Here is a 26,394-nt window from a genome sequence, read left to right on the forward strand (position 1 = left end):
GCCACAGTCGGGCGCGCACGCCCACGGCGGAGCTGTTGATCACGTCGGTGACAGTGTCGTCGGTGATGCTGATCGTCATGAGAACCCCCCGTTCCATCTCCAATCATACTCGAACATACATTCGAGTCAAGAATTTTTTCGGGAAGGCGAGCCGGGTCCGGTCTTCGTGATTGTGTTGTTCGAGAGCAGCTTCCGTCACTTCTCGGTTCGTTGGAGGAGGGGACGGGGCCAGGCGCCGAGTGCGAGAACGGCGAGGATCGTCTGGGCCAATCCAGTGCTGAAGAAGATGCCTTGCAGCGGCGACCAGACGAGGAGCATGACGATCTCGACGAAGATCCAGATCATCATCGTGAGGCCGGCGGCGGCGTGCAGGCCCCATGCCAGGCGGAACCTGTTGTGCTGAGCGAAGAGCGCGGCGGCTTGGATGCCTCCGACGACGACGCCGAGAATGATGCCGGGCCAGAAGTAGGAAGGGAAGACGCTTCCTTCGATCCACTCCAGAGGTAGACCCATTCCGCCGCCGATCGTCAGGCCGGCCATCCCGATGAGTGCGGAGAGCAGGTTGAGCCACGCGATTGCGGACAGACCGATCCGGAGACCCCGTGGAGGGAGCGATGTGGACGTCATGCCTGACAACGATAGAGGGTCAGTCGAGCCCGTCCATGTTCCTGCGCGTTGCCGCGCTGGCAGCGTCGGCATCACCCGCGACGATGGCTTCCACCAGATCTCGGTGGGCAGCGGCTTCGTCGTCGATGGATTCGGGGTTTCGTGCCGTGACGTCGGTGATCACGTCCAGGGCCGAGTTGCGGAGCGTTTCGATGAATGAATCGAACACCATCGACAACACGCTGTTGTGCGCAGCATTCACCACGGCGCGATGTAGTTTTATGTCGGCGTCGACAAATTCTGTTGGTGTCGAAGCATTTTCACGGGATTCGAGTGCTGCCTGTAACAGGTCGACGTCGGCAGAGGTTCGACGCATGGCAGCCAGGCGGCCCGCTTCCACCTCCAGAAGTCTACGTACTTCGTAGACTTCGCGGCGGTCCGAGCGTTTGAGTTCTCGCTCGAGTTCTGTGACCGGAGTCGAGGACATGACGTAGGTACCGGATCCCTGATGAGAGTAGAGCTGGCCCGACGCAATCAGTGCACGAACAGCCTCCCGGCCGGTCGAACGCCCGACTCCGAGGAGTGTGCTCAGATCCTGCTCGTTCGGGATTTTCGTCCCGACCGGCCATTCGCCGTCGCCGATGAGGCGTGCAAGTTCATCCGCAGCCTTCTGTACCAGTGACTGCTGCTTGACCTGGCGCACTGCCATGTGTCTGCTCCTGACTGACTCGGTGAACCGCCGTCGGGCGGCCCACCGAGTGATACTTCATGTCCTCCGATGAATCTTCAGACTACGGGGCCGTCTGCCGGTTATCGAAGAGCGATGACGTCCAGTTCTCGCTCCGTCTCGTCCTCCGGGTCGAGTCGTCGATCGCGCAGTGTGAAGGCGATGACGGCGCCGACGAACAGTACTGCAGTTGTCGTCCCGATCGTCATGCGCGGCCCGAAGTGATCTGCCAGGTAACCGAACAGCGGAGATGCGATGCCTCCCACGGACATTGCGAGTCCGAGTGTCACTCCACTTGCCGTGCCGGGGCGGTTCGGCAGGTAGTCCTGCGCCAACGTCACCTGCGGCGCGAAGGGCAGGAACATCGCGAATCCGAGACAGACGATTCCAAGTTCGGCAACTGCCACGTTCGGAGCCGCGGCGAGCAATGCCAATGAAGGTACCGCAAGCAGATAGCCGAGTCGGATGGATGCGCGTCGACCGCGACGGTCCGCGAGGGCTCCGCCCACCAGCGTGCCGGCCGCTCCTGCCAAGGTGAAGGAGGACAACACGATTGCTGCACTCGAGGACGATCCGTTCAGCCCGTTGAGTACGTACGGCGAGACCAAGGACAGCGTGGTCACATACGGAATTGACCAACACACCGTCACGAGCACGAGTCGAGTGAACGACCGCCAGTCGTCCGATACGGGTCCGTTCGCTGCTAGCTGCGAACTCAACGACTGGGCGGATTCGGCGTCCACGCCTGTGCCGGCCGACCGCGATTGGGTGACGATCCACCAAATAGCCGCTACCACTGCAGGAACTGCGAGCAGGTAGCCGCCGGACAGTCCGAGCGAACCGACCACGAGCGTGACAAACGGTGGCGCCAGTGAGGCGCCCAACGTGCCACCTACGGAGAACACGCTCATGGCTTTCTGCGAGTGACCTCCAGCTGCGCGTGCCAAATTTGTGGCGGGCGGATGGTATGCGGCAATGCCGATGCCGGCCACAGCAATTGCCAGCCAAGTGACGATGTAGGTGGTGCTCATTGCGGCCACAACGATGCCCGCCGCGGCCGTCACAAAACCCGTGGGTACCAGCCAATTCCGGCTCTTCCGATCGACCAGCATGCCGAATGCAGGTTGCACGACACTGGATAAACCCGTTGCGGCGAGTGTGATTCCGGCAACCGCAGAGTAGGAATATCCGCGTTCCAGCATCATGAACGGCAACAGCGCAGGCACAGCCCCCTGGTACAGATCGTTCACGACGTGTGTGCCGGTGAGAAATGCAACTTGCCCCTTCTTCATCTCTTTGCGCATCCCTTCGTTCAAGTCCTCAAGTCCTCAGGTCCTCTGAGGACTTGAAAGCTATCACGAACCTGCGGACGCACGGTTGTGTTGGAGACCTGGCTCTCATTCGAGACGCCTCCTGACTAACTCGCAGCAGTCGCGGCATTGCGGGCGGCGAGTTGTGCGAAAGCGTGGTTCAGCTCTGCCGGGCCGACGACATCGATGTCGGTGTCGAATCGGTTGAAGGAGGCTGCCAGCGCCGTCCAAGACCACGATCCGGCTTCGAGGCTGCACTGCTCGGGGCCAAGATCCTCGACGATGCCGTCTCCGGCAAAGGGAAGAACATAACTGGCTGGTCGATGGAGAACGACTTTGCCGTGGCACGGCCATTTGTTGATATGTTCCGATCCCTTGAAGCGCGCGGCCACGTATTCGCTCACGTCACCGCTCGGGATCGCCTTCGGTGTGAACCGTGGACCGTTAGGGGTGCGTGGGGTGATGCGATCGGCGCGGAAGATTCGCCAGTCGTCGCGCTCGAGATCCCACGCGACGAGGTACCAGCGACGCTTGGAGGTCACCAGATGATGCGGCTCCACTCGGCGTGGGGGTGTTATTTCGATGTTGTCGGTTGAGCGGCCGTTCGAGTAGTCGAAGCGGAGCACCTCGCGAGCGCGCACCGCTGCGGAAATCGCTACGAGCACCTCAGGGGACACCGAGTCTGCATCGCTGGAATCGGTCGAAATCGTGGTGAACGTGAGTGCGTCGAGGCGAGGCGCAGACGCGACGGCATCACTTGTCGCACAGTGGTCAACGCTCGCACCGCGTCCTCTTCGATGCCGACGCCGGTCAGCGTCGCCGCCTGCAGAGCGACTGCCAAGGCGATGACCTGATCGTCGTCGAACAGCAGGGGCGGCAGCTCGCTGCCGGCGTCGAGTCGGTATCCGCCGTCCGGGCCCATGGTCGCCGCAATGCTGTAACCCATCTCCCGGAGCCGGTCGATGTCGCGGCGGACCGTGCGGTGGCTGATGTCGAGCCGCTCGGCGAGTAGGGCGCCCGGCCAGTCGCGCCTCGCCTGCAAGAGGGACAGCAGATTCAAGAGTCGAGTGGTGGTCGCCATGCCGTGAGACTACGACGAGTCTAGGACGAAAACAGTCCTATACGGCTGTGAGAGTTGAGGCTGCCAGGGAAAACCCGGGCGAAGTTCGTACCAGGAGCAGACATGAGCATCAGAACAACGACCCACCTCAACTTCCGCGGAGACGCCCGCGCGGCGCTGGAGTTCTACCAGTCCGTCTTCGGTGGACAGGTCACGATCGCAACCTACGGCGACTTCGGGATGCCCAAGGAGGTGCCCGGCGCTGAGAACGTCGTGTTCGGCCAGGTGGAGACAACGGACGGCTTTTGCGTAATGGCGTACGACATCCCAGGACAATCGGGAGGCTCGCCCGGCAACGCCGGCACGACGCACCGCGAGAACGGCACCACGATCACCGACCAACCGTTCTTCGTCTCGGTTCGCGGTGACACCCTCGAAGAGGTGCAGAGTTACTGGGCCAAACTCTCTGCTGGTGCATCGATCATCGAGGGTCTTGCCGCCGCGGCGTGGAGCCCCGGTTTCGGCATGCTCACCGATGCCTTCGGGGTGACGTGGATCCTCGACGTTGCTTCCGGCGAAAACCCGGCCTGATCATTCCCATGGCGAAGCCGCCGGCACCTAAAGGTGTCCGGCGGCTCCAGCGCGTCGGTGCCCGTCTTGCGCCTCTCGGCAAGTGGCCGCTCGAAGCGGCATTTCTGGGGTGGTACCCGGGGCAAAGAACCGAACACCGACACCCTCTACAACGAACCTCTACACAGAGTTATTCCACTCTGACTTGGGCCGCCCTCAGTCGTGGTCCTGCTCGTCGCCCAGCTCCGGCAGAGTTGGGCGACAACGGCTTCGATTGGCCGACGTGAGCGTCGGGATCAGCCGGTGACACCGGTCAATTCGTTCGGGGCGTGATCGAGGGTGGTCTCGGTCAGGACGCTGCCGTCCTCGAGGTCGACTGCGATCAGCTTCTTCGACGCGGGGTCGGTGACGTAGGCGGTGTGATCTTCTACGAAGAGTGCGGGCCTGGGTTCTTGCCACTTGGTGGGCTCGGTCCATGCGTCGATGACGGAAATCTTCTTGGTGACGACGCCGGTGTTGGGATCGATGACGTGGATGGCGCCGTCGGTGCCGAGCACCAGAGCCTCACCATGTGGTCCGCGCCCGAGAGAGCGGAAGGTGTAGCTGGTGCCGAGGTCCACGAGCTTGAGTTCCGACGTCGACGTGTTGGTCAGGGAGACCCGTTGCGGGCGTTCGAGTTCGGCATCCGGGTCGGTTTTGTAGTCGCCCAGAACGATGTCCGACTCCTCGGAGCCGGCTTGGTTGCCGATGCGGCCGTAGGCATCGGGGCTCTGGACTTTGGTGATTGCTCCGTTCTTGTACACGAGCAGGCCGTCCTGGCAGCCCAGCACGATGGCTTCACCTGCGGCCACTGCTTCGCCGTGGACACCCGGGCACTGTTCGTTGCGCAGGATTTCCTTGCGGTCGGCATCGAGGACGGCAATGCCGTTGCGGGACTCCGAATTTCCGATTGTGGTCAACAGGCTTCCGTCGGCTAGTGCGACGGCAACGCCGTGATGGGGTTCCGGGGTGGTGTACGTCTCGACGCGGGGTTGGCGCTTTGCCAGTTGCGCCGGATCGAATATCTCGACGAGTCCTGAGCCGTCGTTGAAGAGGACTGTCTTTCCGGCATGGCGTACAACGTGTCCGGGTTCGTTGGCTGCGAACTCGACCTCGGACATCGCGGGATCGGCTGTGTAGTAATGAGAATGGTCGCCGTGGGCCGAGGACCACGTGCCGGTGTCGAGTACTTTGAACGCTTCGCCGGCAGAGATCATGACGTGGCGACCGTCGCCGGCCGGGTTGAGTCGGGTGAAGCCGTCGATCTCGGTCTCGCCGACCACGTCGAGGGAAGTAGCATCCAGCACCAGGACGCCACCGTCGTACGACACCGCGAGACGCGGTGTTGCCGAGGCCTGTTCGGTGGGTGCGGACGCGGTTGTCGTGGTGGTCTCCGACGGGGCCGAGTCCTTGTTGTCGGACGAGCAGCCCGTGACGAGGGCGAGTGAGAGGCCTACTGATGTGGCAAGGGTGAGGCGCCGCGACATGCGGGTGTTGAGGTGCATGGGTATAGATCTACTGCTTAATGTAAATGATTGTCAAAGTCGAGTATGCGAATGTTCGCATGTCAGGACGGCCGCCAAGAGGGCGAGAAAGCGCTGGCGATCGCCTGGTGTGTGTTCGCTGAATATTCGGTGCAGGTGTGTTCGATTTGGGTATGGCGCTGGTTCAACTAGGTATTAGTGCACGGATGTCGGCAGGGACATGCTGTAGATCACATCGGTCGATCGAAAGCTGGGGAGCAATGACGCAGTTCATGTTGATTCATGGCGCAGGACACGGAGCCTGGTGCTGGGACCATGTGGTCGAGGCGCTGGAGAGACGCGGGCACACAGCTCTGGCCACCGATCAACCAGGCTTGGGTCGAGACATGACGAAAGATGGAGAAATAACTTGGGAATCAACGCTTTCCAAGCTATCGGCCGATCTGCTTCAACTGCCTGGAGAAGTGATACTTGTCGGCCACTCGATGGGCGGAACACTGACGGCACAACTGACTGAAATGCACCCGAAGAGAGTTGCTGCGGCCGTCTATCTGGCCGCGACGCTACCCGGAGACGGGGAATCCTGCCTGAGTAGTTCGCGAGAGGACAGCAGCACTGCGAGTTTGTTCTTCGCGTGCGATGAACTCGGGATCGACCCTGTGGTTGCCTTGACGTTGTATCCGATGCTCTTGTTCGGGGACTGCACAGATGAGGTGGCGCGTGAATCGATGTCGAAACTTCGCCCGCAACCGATGAGTGTTTTCGGTGGTTCGGTATCGCTGACGCCGGAGCGGGAAGGGACTGTGCCTCGCTACTACATTGAAACCCTTCGCGATCTCGTGATCACTCCTGCACATCAACGAGAGATGGTCTCTCGGCGCTCTTGCGAGAGGGTCTTTACGTTGACGACGGGACATTCCCCCATGCTCGCCGCGCCCGAGGATGTTGCCGATATCCTCGACGAAATCGCCCACGGGTTGCCGAATTCAACTCGTTCCTGAGATCGCGACTCGGTCGGGGTAGTCACCACGCTCGAGCATCCGCGAGGCGATGACCCCGAACACGAGTCCCCAGAAAGCGGCTCCGATATGGAGTAGTTCGACGTCGGAGATCGTCACGAGGAACGCGATCAAAGCGCCGAAGGTGAATTTCCCGCCAAATGCGGCGACGAAGGCGCCCTGCAAGGCCTTGAGCATGGCCAGGCCACCCAGCGTGACGATGAATGCGATCGGAGTTCCCAACATCATCGCGACGAACGTCGGGGCGAACAGGCCGAAGGCGACGGCGAGTAGGCCGCAGAAGATTCCGGCGGTGTATTGGCGTGCCCGCTCTCCTGACGCCGTGAGCAATGCGTTCGTCGGCCCGGTCAGACACGTCGACACACACCCCACCGCCGCGTTCACCAGGGAGAACACTCCGCAGGCAATAGTCGCGGTGCCGATCGGCGGCTGATGACCGGCGGCTCGCAGGACTGCGATTCCCTGGCCGTTCTGCACCACGACGACTGTGATCGCCAGCGGTACAACCAGTTCGATCATCGCCTGCCATGACCAGGTCGGCGTGGTCAGCATCGGATGCGCCATCCACTCGTGAGCGTTGCCGGCGGAGGTGAATCTTCCAGTCACGAGTATCACGACCACACCGACGATCAACGCGCCGAGAACGGGTGGAACGAATCTTCCCAACTTTGCGAACACGCTCAGAGTGACAAAGGTGGCGATCATCGGCAGTGCGATCATCGCGTCGTGGGCGGGTGCCTCGACCAAATCGGTTCCGAAATGAAGGAAAACGCCTGCCACCATCGCCATTACGATGGGCATGGGTAAGGCGGCCATGATCGGTGTGACCCACCCGGTCAATCCCAACAACAAGATCAGGACACCCGTCGCGAAGAAGGCGCCGAGCACTTGCTCCCACGGCAGATGCTCCAATGACGCTCCGACGACAACGGTTCCAGGGATCGTCCAGAAGAAGGCCAGTGGCTGTCGGTACAGCCAGGAAGCCGTGATGGTCAAAATGCCGTTGACGAAGAAGGCGCCGAAAAGCCAAGAGGCCAATTGAGCTTGACTGAGACCACCCGTCAATCCCGCGGCGAGAATGACCGCTACCGGCCCGGTGGCCGAGAAGACGATGCCGATGACTCCGTTGGCAATGGACGTCGCACCGAAGTCGCGCAAGACCCGCCTCGGGCCGTAGAGCGGTTGGGGGAGTGGCTCGGTAACGACGCGAACGGTCGCGGTCGTCGAAGTATCCGGCATGTTCTCAGTTCTCCTGGCGCGGATCCGAAAGCCCCCGATCGCGGAACAATGCCGCGAGTTCGCTCCGTGATCGCAGTCCGAGCTTGGCGTACGCGCGCGTGAGATGATACTGAATAGTCTTGACGGAGAGGAACAATTCCCCGGCAGCTTCCTTGTTGGACTTGCCCGCTGCGACAAGGTCGGCGACGGCTCTCTCCTGCGGGGTCAGGTCGGTGATTCCCTTCTCAGTTCGCGAGAGGTTCAACCCGCCTGCCCGGAGTTCGCGCTCGCAGCGCTCGACGTAAGTGGCGGCGCCCAACGAGTGATAAAGCTCGCGGGCGGCCCGGAGAACGACATCGGCCTCGGCGCGTTTGCCTGCCCGGCGGAGAGTCTGGCCGTAGGCAAAATTGATTCGGGCTCGGTCGTAGGGCAGGGGCAGCGTCTCGATGCTGAACAAGGCAGCGTCGAAAACCTCTCTCGCCGAGTCGAGTTCACCCCGTGCGCCGTGGATCCGGCCGCGAACGTAGCCGAGACGTGCCGCGGCGGAGCGGTGCTCGCGACCTCGCGCGGTCTGCTCGTGTGTTTGTAGGAAGGTGTCGGCATCATCGATTCGCCCGACCATGACCAATGCATTGGCGTAGAGATCGACCCACGGCCAGAAGCCCGGCTCGTCGAGCCATTGTTGTGCTTTGCTCGAGGTGAGCGGAGTAAGTGCCACCAGGACTTCGGCGTAGTCGGCGGCTGCCTCGGCAACCTGTGCTCTGGCGAGAAGTGCCGGAACGTACATGATCTCGTAGGCGTGAATGCCTGCGTATGCGCGTCGCACATGGTCACGGGCCAGTTCCCAGTTGCCGCGCAGAGCGTGAATCTGCGCTCCCGACCAGTGGACCAACGGTCGGATGATTTCTATCTCGAACCGATCCACCTCGGCCGCGGCGCCCTCGACCGTCGAGAGTGCTTCGTCCCAGGCGCCGAGTGCGAATTGAGTGCGGGCGAGCCAGGCTTGTGCCCACAGTGAGATTCGCGCCGAACCACTGGAAAACTCCGTTGACACCGCGCTTTCGAGGTCGCGTCTGGCGGGCTCCGGGTGATCCAGCGCAAGCTCGAGCCATCCGCGTCCCATCTGGAAGCGTTGTGCTTGGGCTCCAGGACGAACGCGATCGGACAGTTCGTCGTATGCCGCGAGTGCGTCGACGGTCCTTCCGGTGGCGCCGAGTCCGAGACCCTTGATCGCCTCGGACTCCACTGCTGCGGGATCCGAAGGGCCCACCAATTCGACTGCGCGGTCCACCCACTCGACGAGAGCTGTGCCATCGAGTCGAGCCAGAGAATGCAGGACCATTCGTTGAGCGATCATCGCAGCGGTGCCTGGTTCACGATCGGCGCTGCAGTTGTCCCACGCTCTGGTCAGCAGATCTGCAGCCTCGGTCGGACGCCCTCGATGAATGGCGAGGTAGCCGAGGACGGCGTCGCGCAGAGGCCCGCGCGAAATGCTTTCTATCTCCGGCGCGAAGACCATGGCCCGGGGGATGTCGCCCGATCCGGTAAGTGCGTCGACTCCGCGGAGCAGTCGGTCTTCGTGTTCGGCTCGGGCCGTGGTGAGACGGCTGGCCGTGACCATGGCGTCGGCGACCTCCGACCACGCGCCTTCGGATGCTCGTAGTGCCGCGTACGCAACCAGTTCGGCGGCGAGGCCCTCGTCGTGGGTGGTACTGGCAGCAGCAAGGTGGAAAAGTCGTTCGCCTTCTCCCCACGCGATGTCGGCTGCGCGGATGTGCAGTCGATGCAAGTGCGCTGGTCCCAAGGCCGCGAGTACTGCCGCCGTGACCATCGGGCCGCTCAGTGACACCTCGGTGCTGCCCCGTTGCTCGTGGACGGTGAGGAGACCGGTGGCGAAGGCGCTGTCCAAGGCGCCGACCACGTCGTCGATTTCGGCCAACTGGGCAAGATGTGACAACGTCGTGCTGCGTCCGAGAACTGCTGCGGCTTCGATCAACGTTCGCGCTCCAGTTGGACATGCCGAGAGAGCGGCGGCGATCGAAACCGCTCGATGGCGAGGGACCGGCAAGGTTCGGTGCCATCGGGTCCAATAGGTCGGTGGCAGCTCGTCGAGAAGCGAGACGACGTCGAGTGTGTTGCCGGCGGTGAAACCCTGAAGTTGAAGCGCGACGCCGGAACTGAGGTCGATTCCGTTTCGCATCCGTGCGATGTCGATGATGACGGAAGCGTCGAGCGGGCTGATGTGCAAGCGCGCCGACCGGTGCAGGTCGAGAATCTTCCTGACCTCCTCGCCCAGGAACGGCGTTTCCTCGGTGACGAGGACGAACAACAGTGGGGCCGTTCGGCCTCGATGAAGGGCTGAGGTGATTGCCTGAAGCGAGCTGACATCACTGTGATGGGCGTCGTCGACGACGACGATGGTCAGTTGTGCGGCCGCGTCGATGATCTCGTGCGCTACGGCTACCGGGTCCGAATTCGAAACCGGACGTTCGAGTAGTTGTCCGATCACCCCGAAGTCGCTGTTCGACTCCCACTCCAACCCACGGGCGCGGCGGAGCGTGTGGGCGGAAGAGATTTCGGCGAACCGGTCGACGAGAGTGGACTTACCACTGCCGGCGTCGCCCTCGACCAGCACGAGAGTCGGCACTCCTGCCTCCGCCGCGGCCAAGCCTCGGCCGAGAACGGCAAGCTCGCGTTCTCGGCCGAGCAGCAGGTCGCGAAGTGTCACCCGACTACCGTAACGCCGGGCTCACCACGGGTTTCCTTTTCGGCACGGTCGTCATCGGTTCGAAGTGCAGCGGCGCCAGGGTCGGGAGTCTGCTTCGGCACGAAGAAGGTGACGATGGCGCCCAGCACCGCGATGCCGGCGAAGACGTAGAACGCCGATTCCGAGCTGATCCCCGCGCTGATCAGACTTCCTCCGATCAGTGGCCCGAATATTCCGCCCAGACGTCCGAAGCCGGCGCACCACGCGACACCTGCGGCCCGAGCGGCCGTCGAGTAGTAGTTGGACACGAATCCGTAGATCAGGACCTGAGTACCGATGGTGCCGACACCGGCGATGGCAACAGAGGCAAGGAGCACGGGAAGTGGGAATCCGAAAGTGAACAGGAGCAGGGCAAGTGCAGCCAGGCCGAAGGTGGTGGCGACAACGCGCTGCGGACCGGTGACGTCCGCGATCTTGGAGGCGAGAAGTCCGCCGATGATGGCGCCGCCGTTGAGTACCAGCAGGAACGAGAGAGAACCCTTCGCGTTGTATCCTGCATTTTCCATGATCTTGGGCAGCCAGGTGTTGAGTCCGTAGGTCAGGAGGAGGCCGGCGAAGCTCATGAGGCCGAGAAGCGCGGTGCCCCAGACATATTGTCTGCTCGCCAACGCTCGGAACCCGACCTTCTCGGCTACGGCGTCGTTGGGTCGATCTGCACTGACAGGCAACGGAATTCCTGTTCGCGAGGAAATGGCGCGAGCTTCCTCGACACGTCCGCGAGCAATGAGCCAAGCGGGAGACTCGGGCAGTTTGAACCAGGCAAGGGGAAACAGGAAGATCAATGGCAGAGCGCCGATGAGGAACAGTCCGCGCCATCCGATGGAATCGCGGAGAACGATCGCCAGGACGGAAGCCATGACGCCACCGGCCGGGACACCGCTGTAGACGATGGCGTTGAACAGATTGCGGCGTCCCGGCGGTGCGAACTCGGCAATCATGGCTCCGGCGGTGGCGACAAGTCCACCCACCCCGATGCCGGTGAAGAACCGCAGCAGACCGAAGGTGGTGATGCTGGTGGCGAACGCTGCCAGTGCCATTCCGACAGAGAACCAGATGATGTTGATCAGCATCATCTTTCGGCGACCGAAGTGATCACCGATCGCTCCACACGTCAGCGCGCCCACCATCACTCCGACGAGGGCGTACGAACCCAATGCGCCCGCCTGAGATGCGGTCAAGGTGCCGATATGGCCGGGGTCGTCCATGAGGACCGGCAGGATCGTGCCGTACACGACCAGGTCGTATCCGTCGAACAGAATGGCAATGGCGGCGATGGTGACCACCCACAACACTGACGAGCGATGGCGGGCACTGGCCCAGGAACCACGATCGATCGAGGACATGGCGAATCTCCGTTCGAGAGATCAGGAATCGGGGGAGGCTGGATTCAGCCGAGGTCGCCACCGGCAACGGGAAGGACCGTTCCGGTGACATACGAAGCCTCTTCGGAGGCAAGGAAAGTGATGGCGGCAGCCTGTTCGTCCAGGGTGCCGTAACGCTTGAGCAGCGACGAGTCGACGGTCTGGTCGACGATCTGCTGGTACCAGGCTTTCTCCTCGTCGGTCTCGGCGCCCGGTCCGCGTGCCACGACGCGTGGTGGCGCCTCGGTTCCGCCGGGAGCGGTTGCCACAACCCGTATTCCGTGTTGCGCGACCTCCATTGCCAAGGCCGCGGTGATCGCGCTGACTCCGCCCTTGGCCGCCGCGTAAGGAACACGGTTGACGCCGCGGGTGGCGACCGAGGAGACGTTGACGATGGTGCCGCTCGCCTGCTCGATCAGATGGGGCAGTACCGCTCGACACGTCCACAGAGTGGGGAACAGCGATCGTGTGACCTCTGATTGAATCTGCTCCGGCGTGTAGTGCTCGTAGGGTTTGGCCCAGATGGTCCCGCCGACATTGTTGACCAGGACGTCGATGCGCCCGAAGTGCTCCAACGCGGAATCTATTGCGTGTTGGGCTCCTTCGAACGTCTCGAGGTCCGCCGTCACCGAATGGGATCGTTTCAACGGTATCGCTATGTCGTGGACCAGTTCTGCCCGGTCCACCAGTGCGACGGAACCTCCTTCGGCGGAAACTCTTTCGGCTACGCTGCGCCCGATCCCCTGAGCCGCTCCGGTGACGACCACCACGCGGTCGTCGAACCGTCCGGCGAAGAATCGGGTGCTCACGACGCCACACGTTCCCGAGCGTCGGTGATGGCTCGGCGCATCGTCGACTTTGCGTGTTCGCTGTGCTGGACGATCAGCTCGCGTGCCGCCTCGCGATCATTCTGCTCGAATGCGCGCACGATCCTCGAGTGATCCTCCGCGACATGCTCGTCCACCCAATCGGCGGTGCGGAGCACACGGTTCATCAACTGCGTGACCTCGAGGCGGTGGTATGCCTGCAGCAGTACTTCGTTGCCGGTGCAGCGGAAGAGAAAGTCGTGGAACAGAGCATTGGTTTCGGTGAATGCCGGTGCGTCCGTGAAACGATCACGGTCGATCGAAGCAGCCGAGTTCTCCGCCAGAATGCGGTATTCCGTCAACTGTGCCGAAGTGAGGCGACCGATCGTGAGTTCCATTGCTCCGAGTTCAAGTGCCATCCGGGCGTCGAACTGGGCGTCCGACTCCGCGACCGGCAGGTGTTCTTCACCGATCTCGTACGTGCCGGCTGCAGATTCTTCGGTCGATGTTGCCGGTGAATCAGCCGGTGCTGCCGCGTTGTTGAACTTCTCGAAGTAGAAGTTCGTGGGTGTGATCGAGACTTCCTTGAAGTGCCGGCGTACTGCTTCGACCATGGGCGGCGGGCCGCACAGGTAGACGTCGACGTTGCCGTCGTCGAGGTGAGAGGCCTCGATCAAGCCGGTGACATAGCCTTTGTTGGGTGCTGTGCTGTCGGGATCGGATACGCAGTAGTCGAAGGTGAATTGGGGTAGGGACTGCGCGTAGTCATGCAGTTTGTCGAGCTCGACGAGATCGGTGTCGGAGCTGACGCCGTAGACCAGATGAACGGGCCGAGTGGAGCTTTCGGTACGCATCTTCTCCAGTATGGAGAGCAGCGGGGCCAAGCCGGTTCCGCCGGCAAGCAGTAGGGCTCGCCGTTGACCTGCCCGGAGGAAGAAGCTACCCATCGGTCCGGTCAGTTCGAGAGTGTCACCTACCTGCGCCCGCTGACTGAGATAGTCGGACATCAGCCCACCGGGGGTGATCTTGACCAGGAACGACGCCGACTCGACCTCGGGACCGGTGCTGAACGAGTACGACCGCGTCGCTTCGGTTCCGGGAACGAGGATGTTCACGTACTGGCCGGGGAGGAAGACCAGATCTGCGCGGTTGTCGACCGAGACGGTGAAACCCACCGTCGAATCCGAATGACGGACGATCTCGGTGATCGTGGACGTGTACGAACCGGCAGCGGTCTTGGCAACCGCAGATGTGGTGGGAATCTGCAGCACGAGATCCGATTCCGGCACCATCTGGCACGGCAGACAGAATCCCTGCCCGGCCTCGTCCTCGGTGAGTGCTTCGTCGATGTAGTCGCCGGCGTCGAAAGTTCCTGACTCGCACAGCGATTTGCAGGTTCCGCAGGCTCCGTCGCGGCAGTCGAGCGGAATGTTGATTCGTGCACGGTACGACGCGTCCGCGACGGTCTCGTCGGTGTTGCATTCGACGAAGCGGGTGATGCCGTCTTCGAAACTCAGGGCTACCTGAAATGTCGGCGCAGCTTGAATAGTCATGGGAAACAGCTCGATTCGAAGGTAAGTCGTGTCAGAAGTGGTAGATGTCGACCACGTGATGGATGTAGTCGTTCTTGAGGACTACCTTCTTCTTCATGATCAACGGCTGCTCGCCCGAGAAATCGATCGTGTAATGCGAGGTGCCGAAGTAGGTGTCGACGGTGTTGTAACGGAAGTACAGCGTGAACCAGTTGAAGCGGACGTCGACCACGGAGCCGCGCTCTTCGACCACTTCCACGTTGGTGATGTTGTGGCCGGTGCGGGGCTCGGGAAGACTTGTCGCGCTGGAACGGTCCGTTCTGATGCGGAACACCCGGTCTTCGATACCGCCACGATTAGGGTAGTAGATGAGGGAGATCTCCGCGTGCGGGTCCGTGGTCAGTTCGCCGTCGTCAGCCCACGCGGGCATCCAGTACTCGGAATCGGGGTGGTAGCACTCGATCCAATTCTCGAACTCACGATCGTCCAGATAGCGAGCCTCACGGTAGAGAAACTGCTGCACTGTTTCGAGGGCAACGGCATTGGTGATGGTGACAGTCATGGTGGTCGTCCTCAGATCGTCCGGGTAGAAGCTGCTTGCTCGGCGTCGACTGCTGCGAGCATTGCGTCGCGCCAGTATCCGTGCTGAATGGGATACAAGCCCTCGTCCTCGGTCTTGGCTCCGCTCGAGAGCACGCGATTCATGCCGAGATCCTTCGCGACCTCGTTCGGACCGGGAATCTGGTGTGTGACACCACGGCTGAGATCGTTCCACGGCGCGCCGGCCGCCTGGTACGTCTTCTGGCAGGAACGGAACTCTTCGAGATCGTCCGGGGTGGCCATACCGCTGGCATTGAAGAAGTCCTCGTACTGGCGGATGCGGTTGCTGCGAGCGTCGGCGCTCTCTCCCTTAGGGGCGATGCAGTAAATAGTGACCTCCGTCTGGTCGACGGAGATCGGACGGAAGTGCCGGATCTGGCTGCTGAACTGATCCATGAGGTAGACGTTCGGGTACAGGCAGAGGTTCCTCGACGCACCGACCATGAATTCGGCTTTCTTGGAACCGAACTGGGCTTCCAGCTCTGCTTTGCGCTCGAAGAGGGGACGGTCCTCGGGATTGCCCCACCACATCCAGAGCAGGAGATGGCCGTAGTCGTAGGAGAAGTAACCGCCGCCCTGCTTGCCCCAGGTGCCGGCATCCATGGCTTTGGTCTCGTTGGACGACTCACCGGCGGTGCGGCGAGCGGTTGTCGCGGCGTAGTTCCAGTGCGTCGACGACACGTGATAGCCGTCGGCACCGTTTTCGGTCTGCAGCTTCCAGTTGCCGTCGTAGGTGTAGGTGGAAGCGCCGCGCAGAACTTCGAGACCGTCAGGTGACTGATCGACGATCATGTCGATGACCTTGGTGGTGTCACCGAGGTGCTCTTCGAGCGGCAGCACGTCGGGGTTGAGGCTGCCGAAGAGGAAGCCGCGATAGTTCTCGAACCGCGCCACCTTGGTCAGGTCGTGTGAGCCGTCCTTGTTGAACTGATCCGGGTAGCCGCCGGTGCGAGCGTCCTTGGCCTTGAGGAGCTTTCCGCTGTTGTTGAAGGTCCAGCCGTGGAACGGGCACGTGAAGGTGGTTCGGTTGTCGGTCTTGCGGCGGCAGAGCATCGCGCCGCGGTGGCTGCACGCGTTGATCAGCGCGCCCAACTCGCCGTCCTTGTTGCGGGTGATGACGATGGGCTGGCGGCCCATGTAGGTGGTGAAGTAGTCGCCGACGTTCGGGATCTGACTCTCGTGCGCGAGGTAGATCCAATTGCCCTCGAAGATGTGGGTCATCTCGAGGTCGAACAGTTGCTCGTCCGTGAAGACGCTGCGCCGCACCTGGTAGCGGCCGGTCTCGGGGTCCTCGACGAGTGCGTCGTCGAGGGCAGCGCGGATGTTCGCGAACTGATCGGCGGCGCGGGCAGCGTCCAACATATCCGTCATGGGTGTCCTCCAGATGAGAGTGGGCGCCTGCCGAAGAAATCCGAGGGCTGTCGGACAAGTCGGTGGGACCCGCTTTCCGGACGGGGCTGCGTCCGGTACTGAATTCACCTTGACATCGTGTGGCTCGGGTCACACCAGGCATTTGCCTAGTCCTGACCAAGGGTGCAGTGTTCGTCGAATTCTTCGGATGGGTCATGGCTGCTGGGGACGACGACCAGGGCGGACTCGACAGCGCGAGTCCGCCCTACCCGACGAGTGGGTTACCGGTTCTTGAAGAACGAGACGTCGTCGTTGCCGATGAGGTCCGGAACGGTCCAGCCGTCGAGGTCGTATTCACTCAGGCACTGTTCGGCCAGGCCCTTCATGGAACTGGCGTGTCCACGATTCTGGGCTGCGAACAGCAGTTCCGCCTTGACGTTCTCGTGATTGCCGGAGTAGTTGCGCTCGTAGAGTTCGTGGCGCCCGCCGAACTCGGTACCGATCGAATCCCACAGCGCCTTCATGACTTTCACGCGGTCTACGGCGGTGATGCCGTCGGAACCGCGAACGTACTTGTCGAGGTAGGGCCGCACGTCCGGGCTCTTGAAGTCGAGTGAACTCGAAGGCAGATAGATCAGGCCTGATGCCACGTCCTGCTCGATGATCTCCTTGATCCGAGGGTATCCCTGAATCATGAACATCCGATAGGTGAGGCCGTACTCGAGCTTCGGGATGACCGAATCGCCGACCCACTGTTCGGGGTCGCGTGCCATCGATTCGGTCAACGACCAGAAGAGGTTTCGCCAGCCGATCACTTCACCGACACGGGTCTGGACTCCGCGGAATCCGCCGGCGCCGGTGGCTTCGAGTGCCTTCATCAACAGTCCGGCGATGAAGTCGAGCTTGACCGCCAGGCGTGTGCAGCCCTGAAAGGTGAAGCGCGGCAGGAATCCCGATTGAGGGAAGAAGGCGTTGATCCGGTCGACGTCGCCGTACATGAAGACGTTCTCCCACGGCACCAGCACCTTGTCGAAGACGAAGATGGTGTCGTTCTCGTCCATGCGGCTCGACAGCGGATAATCGAACGGACTGCCCATCACCGCAGCATGTTCGGTGTACGAGGTGCGGCAGATCAGTTTCACGCCCGGCGCGTCCATCGGCACCGTGCAGATCAGGGCGAACTGCTTCTTCTTGATCGGCAGACCGTAGTGAGCGATGAAGTTGTAGTTGGTGATCGCCGATCCGGTGGCGACCACCTTGGCACCGCTGACGATCAATCCGGCGTCGGTTTCCTTCTCCACCTTCATGAAGACGTCGCCGACCTCGTCCGGCGGAAGTTGGCGATCCACCGGGGGATTGATGATCGCGTGGTTCCAGTACAGAACTTTCTCCTGCGACTCGCGGTACCAGCGCTCGGCGTTGTCCTGGAACGGTGCGTACAACTCCTTGTTGGCGTGGAGGGTGCCCAGGAAACTTGCCTTGTAGTCGGGGGAGCGGCCCATCCAGCCGTAGGTCATACGAGCCCACGTCGCGATGGCGTCGCGTTCCTTGAGCAGATCGGCCGACGACGTCGGTGTGCGGAAGAACGGCATGGTGACACCGCCGTTGCCCGTGTCCGTCGGAACAGTCAGGGCGTCCACGTGCTCGCCGGTATGCAGAGCGTCGTACAGCCTTGCGGTCATGCGGATCGGATTCCGGAACGCGGGGTGCGTCGTGACGTCCTTGACGCGATCACCATGGAGCCAGATTTCGCGACCGTCCTGCAGGCTCGAGATGTACTCGTCACCGGTCATCGGCCGGGTAGCGAAGTTCTTCGTGCGGTTGGCTTCGCAGTCGGCGGCCGGATTGACCTGTGGCGCTCCGGAATCTGCGGGGTCGACGCCGGTGGGAGGGATTTCGGTGGTCGTCATGGCAAAGCCTTTCAGATCGTTTGAGGTGCGGGCTGAAGATGAATCGGGGTGAACGAAGTGGTGGCGTCGAACCACCCACTGTGGGGGTCGTCCTGACTGCCGTTCCAGACTGTGGTCGACGAGGTAGCGCCCAGATCGTGAAAAGTGCTTCGGTAGAACAGAAGCGGATCTTTGCCGCTCGACTGTGCGTCGACGATCTCGCCGATGAAGATGATGTGGTCACCACCGTCGTACTCCTTCCACGGGACGCACGAGATGGTGGCTGCGGCGCCGTCGAGCAGGGGAGCGGTCGGTCCGTCGATCCACCTCGGTTCGGTGCGCTGCGGGCGGCCGGCGAAATGCATGGCCGTGTCCACTTGGTCGGAGGCAAGGATGTTGACGGCAAACGGTGCGTTGCCGAGGTAGCCGCACGCTTTGGACTTGCGAGTCATCGTGATCTGGCACAGCCGTGGTTCCAGGGAAATGGCCGTGAATGCGGTGACGGTGGCTCCGTGCGGTTGGCCGTCGGCATTGGTGCAGGTGATGACGGTGACGCCGCTCGCGAATTGACCGAAGATTCCTCGAAGTTGATTTTGTTCCATGACCGGACCTCCTTGTCGGATGGCGGGTGAGTGGGGAGCCGCGAAGTGCGGGAGGCGGAGGTGGTGGACGACTCGCGCCGGGAGTGAAGACGAACGTACGGCGAGCGCAGGCTTCGGTCGATCCGTACAGCGCGGCCTCTATCCGGATTGCGCACCCGATCGAAGCCTGTATCCGTTTCCCCTTGGAAGTGACCGGGGACACAGTGTTCAATGAGGTTCAGCGCCCATGCTCGGCAATGTGGCTGGTCACGGGTTTGGAAGGTGAAGAAGGACGATGGTCGACTCCATGATCGGTACAGTTCCGCGCGACTGGGACGAGGCATGTCATGCGGTTTCGGACGCCTATTTTCCGCACACGCTGACGCCGTTGTCACGGCACGCGGCCAGTGGAGTCGGGGTGTGCACCACCGAGTTGGGGCCGCTGCGGATCGCGCATATCCGGTGGGGCGCAGACGTCGCAGTCGAATCCGATCATCCCGGTGCGTATGGGGTGAACATTCCGCTCTCGGGCGAGCTCGAGTCGGTGTTCGCAGGCTCGCACGTGCTCTCGACACGGGGCGTCGCGACGGTGTGTCCGCCCGACATCACCACGAGGATCACCCGGTGGAGTGCGGACTGCGAGATCGTCGGCGTCCGGATGGACCGTCAGTACCTCGACCGCGAGATGGAGAAAGTGCTCGGCCGACCCGGAATGCACTTGCCCGATCAGGTGGACCTTCGAGGAGACGACGGAGCCAGATGGCTGAGATTTGTTCGCTCACTGTCGGATCAGATTCTCGGCCCGGTCGGAGTTCTGCACAACGAACTGGTGGCAGGCCAGCTCTCCGGCGCCGTGGTCACGGCATTCGTCCTTGCTGCAATGCCCGACAGTGAGGACGCGGTGCGACACGCCAGGCCACGCATCGTCAAGCGGGTGCTCGACGAGATGCACGACGACCCGGCCCGCGTGTGGACCGCAGCCGAGATGGCGGAGGTTGCGGGCGTCAGCGTACGGAGATTGCAGGAAGGATTTCGGCAGTACGTGGGCCGGAGTCCGTCGGAATGCCTGCTCGACATCCGTCTCGAGCGGGTCCACGCAGATCTGGTGGACGCCGACGACTCCACGACGGTCACCGATGTCGCTGTGAGATGGGGTTTTACGCACACCGGACGGTTCGCATCGTCTTTTCGGCGCAAGTACGGCTTGTTGCCCTCGGAAGTGTTGAGGCGTTAGCTCCGGTACCCCATGTCCGCGCTGAGTTGATTCGCCTTCTCGACGAGGAAAGGTGCGACGTCGGTGCGGAAGGCTTCCGGGGTAGTGCGTCCGGCCGACGTCGAACACGCGGCCACGCCGACGACGCTTCCGCCGGCGTCGCGGACGGGGGCGGCGAGGGAAATCAGGCCGTCTTCGAGTTCCTCGGACGTGAGCGCGTATCCCTGCTCGCGCACCACACGAAGAGCGGTATGGAATGCGCCTTCATCGGTGATCGTGGTGGGTGTGAGGGCGTCGAACGTGGAGTTCGCGATGACGTTTTCGACGATTTCGGTTGGCGCCCAAGCGAGCAGGGCCCGTCCCATGGAGGTGGCGTATGCAGGCACTCTGGTGCCGACGCTGACGTTGATGCTCATGATCCGACGAACGGGTACACGCGCGGCGTAGACCACGTCGACGCCGTCGAGGACTCCGAGTGACGCGGACTCGTGGGTGTGCTCTGCGATCTCCAGCAGACGCGGGAGAGCCGCCTCGGTCAGAGCGTGTGATGCGGAGAAGTGTTGCCCGATGCTCAGAACGCGCGGGGTCAGCGACCACCGACTGTTGTTGCCGGTGACGTACCCCAGCTTCTGCAGGGTGAGGAGGATGCGTCGGACAGCAGGGCGAGAGAGTCCCGTTTCGGCGGCAAGATCGGCGAGCGACGGATTGGGGTTCTTCTCGTCGAAGGCCATCAGTACAGCGAATCCACGCTCGATGCTCTGGATGTAATCGCGATCGTTCTCGCTCACGGAAGGGCCTTTCATCTGCGGGTATGCCTGATCGGTGCCCTCGAAGGTTGACAAACCTTGTGACTGGGCGCACAGTACAAGCGTACGCAGAGCGTAACAGATGTACGCAGAGCGTACAACCTTTGAGTACAACCAGACTTGGGAAGCCGACTCAGCCCAGCAGTACGGCACCCACCCGGTAACAGCCATACACGGCCCCGAGGAGGACCACATGACCACTTCCGAGAGCCCCACCGCAGTAGGTTCGGGCACTGCCGCCACCGACAAGTTCCTCCAGGAACGAGTCAGCGCGGACACCCCGCCCGAGCGCGTCTCGGCCATTGCCAAGGACGTACTCGAGGCACTCGCCGGCGTCATCGACAAGCACGGCGTCACCTACTCCGAGTACCGCGTCCTCAAGCAGTGGCTCATCGACATCGGCCAGTTCGGCGAGTGGCCCCTGTGGCTGGACGTCTTCCTCGAGCACAACGTCGAAGAGGTTGCGTACCGCGGCCAGCACGGAACCAAGGGAAGCATCGAGGGCCCGTACTACGTCGCCGATGCCAAGACGCTGCCATCCAAGTGTGAACTTCCGATGCGTGACAACGAGGTTGGATCGAAGCTGGTCTTCGAGGGTCAGGTTCGCGATCTCGACGGCAAGGGGCTCGGCGGCGCAACCGTCGAACTCTGGCACGCGGACGACGAAGGTTACTACTCACACTTCGCGCCGCACATCCCCGACGGCAACCTCCGCGGAACGATCGTTGCCGATGGCGAGGGACGTTTCGAGATCACCACGATTCAGCCTGCGCCGTACCAGATCCCGACCGACGGCCCCACCGGCTGGTTCATCGAGAAGGCCGGCTGGCACCCGTGGCGTCCAGCTCACCTGCATCTCATGGTGAAGGCTCCCGGCAAGCGCACGATCACCACCCAGCTCTATTTCAAGGACGGTGAGTGGATCGAGAACGACGTGGCAACGGCCACGAAGCCTGAACTTATTCTCGATCCGAAGCCGGGTGTCGACGGAATCAACCGGGTCACGTACGACTTCGTGCTCGACCCGGCCTGATCCACAACTGCTCGAAAGAAAGTGATGTGATGACAGACCTGTCGATCGTCTCCATCGAGACGACCATCCTCGACGTTCCTCTGGTTCGCCCCCACAAATTCGCCACCACGTCGATGACGGCGCAACCGTTGTTGCTCGTTGCGATTCGCACATCCGACGGTGTGGTCGGATACGGCGAAGGTGTCGTTCCGGGCGGGCCGTGGTGGGGCGGCGAATCGGTGGAGACGATGCAGGTCATCATCGAGAAGTACATCGCGCCGGTGGTGGTCGGCAGACGTGTGGATCAGATCACCGCGATCATGGCAGACATCGAAAAGATTGTTGCCAATGCACGATTCGCGAAGGCAGCCGTCGACGTGGCGTTGCACGACGCCTGGGCTCGTAGCCTGGGAGTTCCCGTGCATACGCTGCTCGGCGGGGCTTTCCGCGAGAGCGTCGACGTCACGTGGGCGCTGGGTGCAGCGCCGGCGGACGAGATCATCGAAGAAGCTCACGAAAAGCTGGAATCCAGGCTCAATTTCAGCTTCAAACTCAAGATGGGTGCACTCGATCCAGCGGTCGACGTCGCGCGCATCGTCAGCATCGCGCAGGCGCTCGACGGCCACGCCGGCGTCCGCGTCGACGTCAACGCGCGGTGGGATCGCTTCACCGCGCTTCGGTACCTGCCACAACTCGCCGACGGCGGAGTGGAACTGATCGAACAGCCCACGCCGGCAGACCAAATCGAGGTCCTCGCCGAACTCAGTAGGCTACTGCCGATTCCGATCATGGCGGACGAGAGCGTGCAGACCCCGCACGACGCTCTGGAAATCGCTCGCCGGAGTGCTGCCGATGTCATCGCCCTCAAGACCACCAAGTGCGGTGGCCTCCAGCGCAGCCGCGACATCGTTGCGATCGCCAAGGCGGCGGGTATCGCGTGCCACGGCGCGACGTCCATCGAAGGACCGATCGGCACAGCGGCTTCGTTGCACTTCGCCTGCGCCGAGCCCGGAATCAACTTCGGAACAGAGCTTTTCGGTCCGCTGCTCTTCAGTGAAGAACTGCTTCAGGAGCCGTTGAAGTATTCCGAGGGGCAGTTGCACCTCCCCTCCGGGCCTGGGCTGGGAGTCGAACTGAACATGGACGCCGTCAAGACCTGGACCAGGAACTAGAGGACAAGAAGAACATGGCACTGTTTCACGTACGGATGGACGTCGATATTCCACGCGATCTGGATCCGGCAGTTCGCGCCGAGACCGTCGCAACGGAAAAGGAGTACTCACAAGACCTTCAGCGCCAGGGCAAGTGGGTGCATCTGTGGCGAATAGTGGGACAGTTCAGCAACATCAGCATCTTCGACGTCGACTCGCCTGACGAACTGCACGAGATTCTCTGGAATCTCCCCTTGTTCCCGTACATGACCATCGAGGTCATGCCGTTGACGCAGCACGGATCTTCGATCAAGTAGCCGGCCGTGTCTGCCGTGTCTGCCGTGTCTGCTACGCCTGCGAGCCTGCTGGAATCTGTGCAGAAGTGGCACTGCGAGATGTCGGAGACCTTCGGTGGCCTGTGCCCCGAGAGCTCTGTCGATACCGTGCCCGTGGGCACGGTCAGTGGCGTAAGTCTCGGGGACGTGGGCGCTTTCGACATTTCCGGTTCGCCTCAGATACTGCGACGGAGCACACGGGCAGCAAAGCGACACGGTAGTGATCTGCTCAAGATCTGCGCGGTCCGAACCGGGAGCGCGATACTGCGCCAATCCGACCGCGAGTTGACGGCTCGGCCCGGCACGATGATTCTCTACGACGTGGAGCGTTCGTACGCGTTGCGTTTCGACGGCCACTGGTCGTGCACCGTCATGACCGTGCCGCGCACGGCAATGAGTCTGACCGAGCGAGAGTTGAACTGCGCGCTCGAACGCATCCACGACGGTCGACGCGGATCCGGGGCATTGCTGCAGAACTTCATCTCGGGCGCCGTGGCATCCCAGGTCGACGGCAGCGCGGCAGGGCTTCTCGGAGATGCGGGCGTCAATCTCGCTTCAGCAGTTCTGGTCCAAGACACTGCGCCCGCGGCACCCGGACGGTCGGCGCGAGAGGAGATCTTGCGATATGCGCTTCGGAATCTCGACTCTCCGGATCTCTCGGTCACATCGATCGCCGGTGCGCTGCACATGTCGCCGCGAACCGTTCAGCGTCACTTCGGGGACGGAGGTCTTACCCTCAATGCGCTGATTCGCCGAGAACGGTTGATTCGCGTACGCCGAGATCTCACCGACGCCTCGCTGCGAGATCACTCGATCTCCGTACTGGCCGCACGATGGTGTTTCCATGACGCTCCGGCCTTTTCGCGGGCGTTCAAGACGGAATTCGGTACGGCACCGTCGGAAGTGCGTGGCTCGACTGATCCGAACGTGCGCGAACTTCACTGAACTGTCGCATCCGAACAACAAACGTGTCCGATCACGACAACTCGGAGCCCGAATACCGGGGCAGAGTGTGTTCCAGATCGCTTTTCAAGCTCGTGAAGAGCTCAGGCCCGCGACCGGCGAGGACTGCAGCGAAAGCTACGAATCGAGGAACTCATGACGAATCTGCTCGCGAATCGGCAATGGTACGGAAAGATTTTCGGCGGTCAATGGATCGACGGGAGCGGTGACACCGTCGAGTCGGTCGAACCGGCAACCGGTGAGGTGCTCGGTGTGATCGGGACGGCCACTGCTGCTGATATAGATCGAGCGGCACACATCGCGTCGGCGGCGCAGCCGGAGTGGGCGGCCACGATCGGACAGGACCGCGCTTCGGTGATCCGTAAGGCAGCGCAGATTTTGGAAGCGGAGCGAGCCGAAGTGGAACGCTGGTTGATCCGCGAAGGTGGTTCGGTACCAGGGAAAGCCGCGTTCGAAGTTGATCTCGTCATCTCCGAACTGTGGGAGGCGTCGGCGCTGCCGACGCAGCCGTGCGGTCACCTCCTGCCCGCCAGCCAGCGCGGGCGATCGAGCATCGGCCGGCGGGTACCCCTCGGCGTGATCGGCGTGATCGGCGTGATCAGCCCGTGGAACTTCCCGCTGCTCCTTGCCATGCGTGCTGTCGCACCGGCCTTGGCTCTCGGAAACGCCGTCGTTCTGAAGCCGGATGTTCAAACCGCGATCAGCGGCGGTGCCGTCATCGCGGAGTTGTTCACGGCTGCAGGCCTTCCCGAAGGTCTACTCCATGTGCTCGCCGGTGATGCGGAGCCAGGTCAGGCGTTGTGCGAGAGCCCGCTGATCGCGATGGTGTCCTTCACCGGTTCGACCGCAGTCGGCCGGCAGGTGGGAGAGACGGCCGGCCGCACGCTCAAGCGTGTCTCGCTGGAATTGGGTGGGAACAACGCCCTGATCGTTCTCGACGACGCAGACTTGGATGCCGCGAGTTCGGCGGGTGCGTGGGGATCGTTCCTGCATCAGGGGCAGGTCTGCATGACCGCGGGCCGACACATCGTGCTGGAGTCGGTTGCCGATCGATACCTGGACTTGCTGGCCAAGCGTGCCTCGGTCCTGCCGGTCGGGGATCCCAATACGGGCAACGTCGCTCTCGGGCCGCTCATCAACGCGAGGCAGATCGCGAACGTCGATCGAATCGTCCAGGACACCAAGGAAGCCGGCGCCGAAATTCGCGCAGGCGGAACCTACGAAGAGCTGTTCTATCAGCCGACCGTGCTGGCCGGCGTCACTTCGGACATGCCCGCGTTCCGCGAAGAGATTTTCGGGCCGGTGGCGCCCGTCGTGGTCGTCAAGGACGAAGACGAGGCCGTCAGGCTGGCCAATGACAGCGAATACGGTCTGGTGGCGGCCATACAAACAGGATCGGTGGAACGCGGCGAGCGGATCGCTGACCGCCTTCGGACCGGCATCGTGCACATCAACGATCAGACTTTGAACAACGATGCCTATGCACCGTTCGGCGGCGCGGGTGCCTCGGGAAACGGCGCGAGATTCGGAACTCAAAGCAGTTGGGACGAATTCACCACCTGGCAGTGGCGAACCAGCCGGCCTGCCGCTCAGACCTTCCCGTTCTGAAGTCGAAAGGAACTCCGATGCACATCATCTCGGCTCACGAGCTTCCCATCGTGTTGCAGGACGGCGAATTCGAACTAAGGATGCGAGAAGAAGGCGACATGATCGTCAACTACGTCAAAATGCCTGCCGGTGCCAACTTCGCCGAACCGTTCTCGCATCTGGAAGGGGACGCTGTCAATGTCCTCACTACGGGTACGTCTTGAAGGGCAGGATCTACACAGATTCCGAAGCGGGGCGGCAGACCTACAATGCAGGCGACGTGTTCTATTGGGCGCCCGGTCACGTTCCGGGAGCGATCGACGACTCGGAGTACGTCGACTTCGCTCCCAAGACCGAATTCCTCGAACTGATCGACGGAGTGCGTAAGGCAATGGGCGGCTGAGCTGT

24 protein-coding genes and 1 pseudogene are annotated in these 26,394 nt (G+C 62.2%); 10 read left to right on the forward strand and 15 right to left on the reverse strand.

The window, feature by feature from the left end:
* Window positions 1-195: 195 nt before the first annotated feature.
* The 4 genes and pseudogenes from DBV08_RS27905 to DBV08_RS33175 form a co-directional block, all read right to left on the reverse strand.
* A complete protein-coding gene (locus tag DBV08_RS27905) occupies window positions 196-627 on the reverse strand; it encodes a hypothetical protein (protein WP_260395789.1) in 432 nt (143 codons plus the stop codon).
* Window positions 628-646: 19 nt separating this feature from the next.
* Entirely contained in the window at window positions 647-1,315 is a 669-nt protein-coding gene (locus tag DBV08_RS27910) for a FadR/GntR family transcriptional regulator (protein ID WP_124569559.1), read from the reverse strand.
* A gap of 101 nt (window positions 1,316-1,416) precedes the next feature.
* Window positions 1,417-2,625, reverse strand: coding sequence for an MFS transporter (locus DBV08_RS27915; RefSeq protein WP_260395790.1), 1,209 nt, complete (start codon window positions 2,623-2,625; stop codon window positions 1,417-1,419).
* Window positions 2,626-2,750: 125 nt separating this feature from the next.
* Window positions 2,751-3,724 (reverse strand): annotated as a pseudogene (locus DBV08_RS33175) (helix-turn-helix transcriptional regulator).
* Between the two features lie 102 nt (window positions 3,725-3,826).
* On the opposite strand from DBV08_RS33175, the gene DBV08_RS27925 reads away from it, so the two are divergent.
* Entirely contained in the window at window positions 3,827-4,294 is a 468-nt protein-coding gene (locus tag DBV08_RS27925) for a VOC family protein (protein WP_124569560.1), read from the forward strand.
* A gap of 275 nt (window positions 4,295-4,569) precedes the next feature.
* Here the strand turns inward: DBV08_RS27925 and aztD are convergent, their stop codons facing one another.
* Window positions 4,570-5,817 carry a zinc metallochaperone AztD gene (gene aztD / locus DBV08_RS27930; RefSeq protein WP_124569561.1) on the reverse strand — a complete coding sequence of 416 codons (1,248 nt, stop codon included), beginning with the start codon at window positions 5,815-5,817 and terminating at the stop codon, window positions 4,570-4,572.
* Between the two features lie 137 nt (window positions 5,818-5,954).
* Between aztD and DBV08_RS27935 the strand changes: the two genes are divergently transcribed.
* On the forward strand, window positions 5,955-6,797 hold the full coding sequence (locus DBV08_RS27935; RefSeq protein ID WP_124569562.1) for an alpha/beta fold hydrolase: 843 nt from the start codon (window positions 5,955-5,957) through the stop codon (window positions 6,795-6,797).
* Here the strand turns inward: DBV08_RS27935 and DBV08_RS27940 are convergent.
* From DBV08_RS27940 to DBV08_RS27980, 9 genes are all read right to left on the reverse strand, one after another.
* A complete protein-coding gene (locus DBV08_RS27940; RefSeq protein ID WP_124569563.1) occupies window positions 6,783-8,054 on the reverse strand; it encodes a benzoate/H(+) symporter BenE family transporter in 1,272 nt (423 codons plus the stop codon). The genes DBV08_RS27935 and DBV08_RS27940 overlap by 15 nt on opposite strands.
* A gap of 4 nt (window positions 8,055-8,058) precedes the next feature.
* Entirely contained in the window at window positions 8,059-10,761 is a 2,703-nt protein-coding gene (locus tag DBV08_RS27945; protein WP_124569564.1) for a helix-turn-helix transcriptional regulator, read from the reverse strand.
* Window positions 10,758-12,143, reverse strand: coding sequence for an aromatic acid/H+ symport family MFS transporter (locus DBV08_RS27950; protein ID WP_124569565.1), 1,386 nt, complete (start codon window positions 12,141-12,143; stop codon window positions 10,758-10,760). The genes DBV08_RS27945 and DBV08_RS27950 overlap by 4 nt, the downstream gene beginning before the upstream one ends.
* 44 nt (window positions 12,144-12,187) lie before the next feature.
* Window positions 12,188-12,970: a 1,6-dihydroxycyclohexa-2,4-diene-1-carboxylate dehydrogenase gene (locus DBV08_RS27955; protein WP_124569566.1), complete on the reverse strand. Its 783-nt coding sequence runs from the start codon at window positions 12,968-12,970 to the stop codon at window positions 12,188-12,190.
* A complete protein-coding gene (gene benC, locus DBV08_RS27960; protein WP_124569567.1) occupies window positions 12,967-14,520 on the reverse strand; it encodes a benzoate 1,2-dioxygenase electron transfer component BenC in 1,554 nt (517 codons plus the stop codon). The genes DBV08_RS27955 and benC overlap by 4 nt, the downstream gene beginning before the upstream one ends.
* A gap of 31 nt (window positions 14,521-14,551) precedes the next feature.
* Entirely contained in the window at window positions 14,552-15,061 is a 510-nt protein-coding gene (gene benB, locus DBV08_RS27965) for a benzoate 1,2-dioxygenase small subunit (protein ID WP_124569568.1), read from the reverse strand.
* Between the two features lie 11 nt (window positions 15,062-15,072).
* Entirely contained in the window at window positions 15,073-16,470 is a 1,398-nt protein-coding gene (gene benA / locus DBV08_RS27970; protein WP_095971975.1) for a benzoate 1,2-dioxygenase large subunit, read from the reverse strand.
* Window positions 16,471-16,730: 260 nt separating this feature from the next.
* Complete coding sequence (locus tag DBV08_RS27975; RefSeq protein WP_003939685.1) at window positions 16,731-18,359, reverse strand: 4-hydroxyphenylacetate 3-hydroxylase family protein; 1,629 nt, start codon at window positions 18,357-18,359, stop codon at window positions 16,731-16,733.
* Between the two features lie 11 nt (window positions 18,360-18,370).
* The gene (locus DBV08_RS27980; protein WP_095971976.1) at window positions 18,371-18,940 is read right to left on the reverse strand and encodes a flavin reductase family protein; all 570 of its coding nucleotides are present in this window, start codon (window positions 18,938-18,940) and stop codon (window positions 18,371-18,373) included.
* Window positions 18,941-19,214: 274 nt separating this feature from the next.
* On the opposite strand from DBV08_RS27980, the gene DBV08_RS27985 reads away from it, so the two are divergent.
* On the forward strand, window positions 19,215-20,153 hold the full coding sequence (locus DBV08_RS27985; protein WP_095971977.1) for an AraC family transcriptional regulator: 939 nt from the start codon (window positions 19,215-19,217) through the stop codon (window positions 20,151-20,153).
* Here the strand turns inward: DBV08_RS27985 and DBV08_RS27990 are convergent.
* Window positions 20,150-20,920 carry an IclR family transcriptional regulator gene (locus DBV08_RS27990; RefSeq protein ID WP_124569569.1) on the reverse strand — a complete coding sequence of 257 codons (771 nt, stop codon included), beginning with the start codon at window positions 20,918-20,920 and terminating at the stop codon, window positions 20,150-20,152. The two genes, DBV08_RS27985 and DBV08_RS27990, sit on opposite strands and share 4 nt — an antisense overlap.
* Window positions 20,921-21,131: 211 nt before the next feature.
* Between DBV08_RS27990 and catA the strand changes: the two genes are divergently transcribed.
* The 7 genes from catA to DBV08_RS33075 all read left to right on the forward strand — a co-directional run bounded on the left by catA (window position 21,132) and on the right by DBV08_RS33075 (window position 26,389).
* Window positions 21,132-21,971 carry a catechol 1,2-dioxygenase gene (gene catA / locus DBV08_RS27995; RefSeq protein WP_095972111.1) on the forward strand — a complete coding sequence of 280 codons (840 nt, stop codon included), beginning with the start codon at window positions 21,132-21,134 and terminating at the stop codon, window positions 21,969-21,971.
* Between the two features lie 29 nt (window positions 21,972-22,000).
* On the forward strand, window positions 22,001-23,122 hold the full coding sequence (locus tag DBV08_RS28000; protein ID WP_095971978.1) for a muconate/chloromuconate family cycloisomerase: 1,122 nt from the start codon (window positions 22,001-22,003) through the stop codon (window positions 23,120-23,122).
* Window positions 23,123-23,136: 14 nt separating this feature from the next.
* Complete coding sequence (catC, locus tag DBV08_RS28005) at window positions 23,137-23,418, forward strand: muconolactone Delta-isomerase (RefSeq protein WP_095971979.1); 282 nt, start codon at window positions 23,137-23,139, stop codon at window positions 23,416-23,418.
* 6 nt (window positions 23,419-23,424) lie between these two features.
* Complete coding sequence (locus DBV08_RS28010; protein WP_260395793.1) at window positions 23,425-24,381, forward strand: helix-turn-helix domain-containing protein; 957 nt, start codon at window positions 23,425-23,427, stop codon at window positions 24,379-24,381.
* A gap of 153 nt (window positions 24,382-24,534) precedes the next feature.
* Window positions 24,535-26,007 (forward strand): benzaldehyde dehydrogenase, encoded by a 1,473-nt coding sequence (locus DBV08_RS28015; RefSeq protein WP_124569570.1) that lies wholly within the window; start codon window positions 24,535-24,537, stop codon window positions 26,005-26,007.
* 17 nt (window positions 26,008-26,024) lie between these two features.
* Window positions 26,025-26,210, forward strand: coding sequence for a hypothetical protein (locus tag DBV08_RS33070; protein WP_260395794.1), 186 nt, complete (start codon window positions 26,025-26,027; stop codon window positions 26,208-26,210).
* Window positions 26,207-26,389 (forward strand): hypothetical protein, encoded by a 183-nt coding sequence (locus DBV08_RS33075; RefSeq protein ID WP_260395795.1) that lies wholly within the window; start codon window positions 26,207-26,209, stop codon window positions 26,387-26,389. The genes DBV08_RS33070 and DBV08_RS33075 overlap by 4 nt, the downstream gene beginning before the upstream one ends.
* The last annotated feature ends 5 nt before the right edge of the window (window positions 26,390-26,394 follow it).

This window comes from Rhodococcus sp. KBW08 (assembly GCF_003852455.1).
Lineage (GTDB): Bacteria > Actinomycetota > Actinomycetes > Mycobacteriales > Mycobacteriaceae > Rhodococcus_F > Rhodococcus_F baikonurensis.

Excerpts from the sequence above, each read along its gene's own strand:
- DBV08_RS27905 (WP_260395789.1), bottom strand. The coding sequence starts at position 627 with ATGACGTCCACATCGCTCCCTCCACGGGGTCTCCGGATCGGTCTGTCC.
- DBV08_RS27910 (WP_124569559.1), bottom strand. The coding sequence starts at position 1,315 with ATGGCAGTGCGCCAGGTCAAGCAGCAGTCACTGGTACAGAAGGCTGCG.
- DBV08_RS27915 (WP_260395790.1), bottom strand. The coding sequence starts at position 2,625 with ATGAAGAAGGGGCAAGTTGCATTTCTCACCGGCACACACGTCGTGAAC.
- DBV08_RS27925 (WP_124569560.1), top strand. The coding sequence starts at position 3,827 with ATGAGCATCAGAACAACGACCCACCTCAACTTCCGCGGAGACGCCCGC.
- aztD (WP_124569561.1), bottom strand. The coding sequence starts at position 5,817 with ATGCACCTCAACACCCGCATGTCGCGGCGCCTCACCCTTGCCACATCA.
- DBV08_RS27940 (WP_124569563.1), bottom strand. The coding sequence starts at position 8,054 with ATGCCGGATACTTCGACGACCGCGACCGTTCGCGTCGTTACCGAGCCA.
- DBV08_RS27950 (WP_124569565.1), bottom strand. The coding sequence starts at position 12,143 with ATGTCCTCGATCGATCGTGGTTCCTGGGCCAGTGCCCGCCATCGCTCG.
- benC (WP_124569567.1), bottom strand. The coding sequence starts at position 14,520 with ATGACTATTCAAGCTGCGCCGACATTTCAGGTAGCCCTGAGTTTCGAA.
- benB (WP_124569568.1), bottom strand. The coding sequence starts at position 15,061 with ATGACTGTCACCATCACCAATGCCGTTGCCCTCGAAACAGTGCAGCAG.
- benA (WP_095971975.1), bottom strand. The coding sequence starts at position 16,470 with ATGACGGATATGTTGGACGCTGCCCGCGCCGCCGATCAGTTCGCGAAC.
- DBV08_RS27975 (WP_003939685.1), bottom strand. The coding sequence starts at position 18,359 with ATGACGACCACCGAAATCCCTCCCACCGGCGTCGACCCCGCAGATTCC.
- DBV08_RS27980 (WP_095971976.1), bottom strand. The coding sequence starts at position 18,940 with ATGGAACAAAATCAACTTCGAGGAATCTTCGGTCAATTCGCGAGCGGC.
- DBV08_RS27985 (WP_095971977.1), top strand. The coding sequence starts at position 19,215 with ATGGTCGACTCCATGATCGGTACAGTTCCGCGCGACTGGGACGAGGCA.
- catA (WP_095972111.1), top strand. The coding sequence starts at position 21,132 with ATGACCACTTCCGAGAGCCCCACCGCAGTAGGTTCGGGCACTGCCGCC.
- DBV08_RS28000 (WP_095971978.1), top strand. The coding sequence starts at position 22,001 with ATGACAGACCTGTCGATCGTCTCCATCGAGACGACCATCCTCGACGTT.
- catC (WP_095971979.1), top strand. The coding sequence starts at position 23,137 with ATGGCACTGTTTCACGTACGGATGGACGTCGATATTCCACGCGATCTG.
- DBV08_RS28015 (WP_124569570.1), top strand. The coding sequence starts at position 24,535 with ATGACGAATCTGCTCGCGAATCGGCAATGGTACGGAAAGATTTTCGGC.
- DBV08_RS33070 (WP_260395794.1), top strand. The coding sequence starts at position 26,025 with ATGCACATCATCTCGGCTCACGAGCTTCCCATCGTGTTGCAGGACGGC.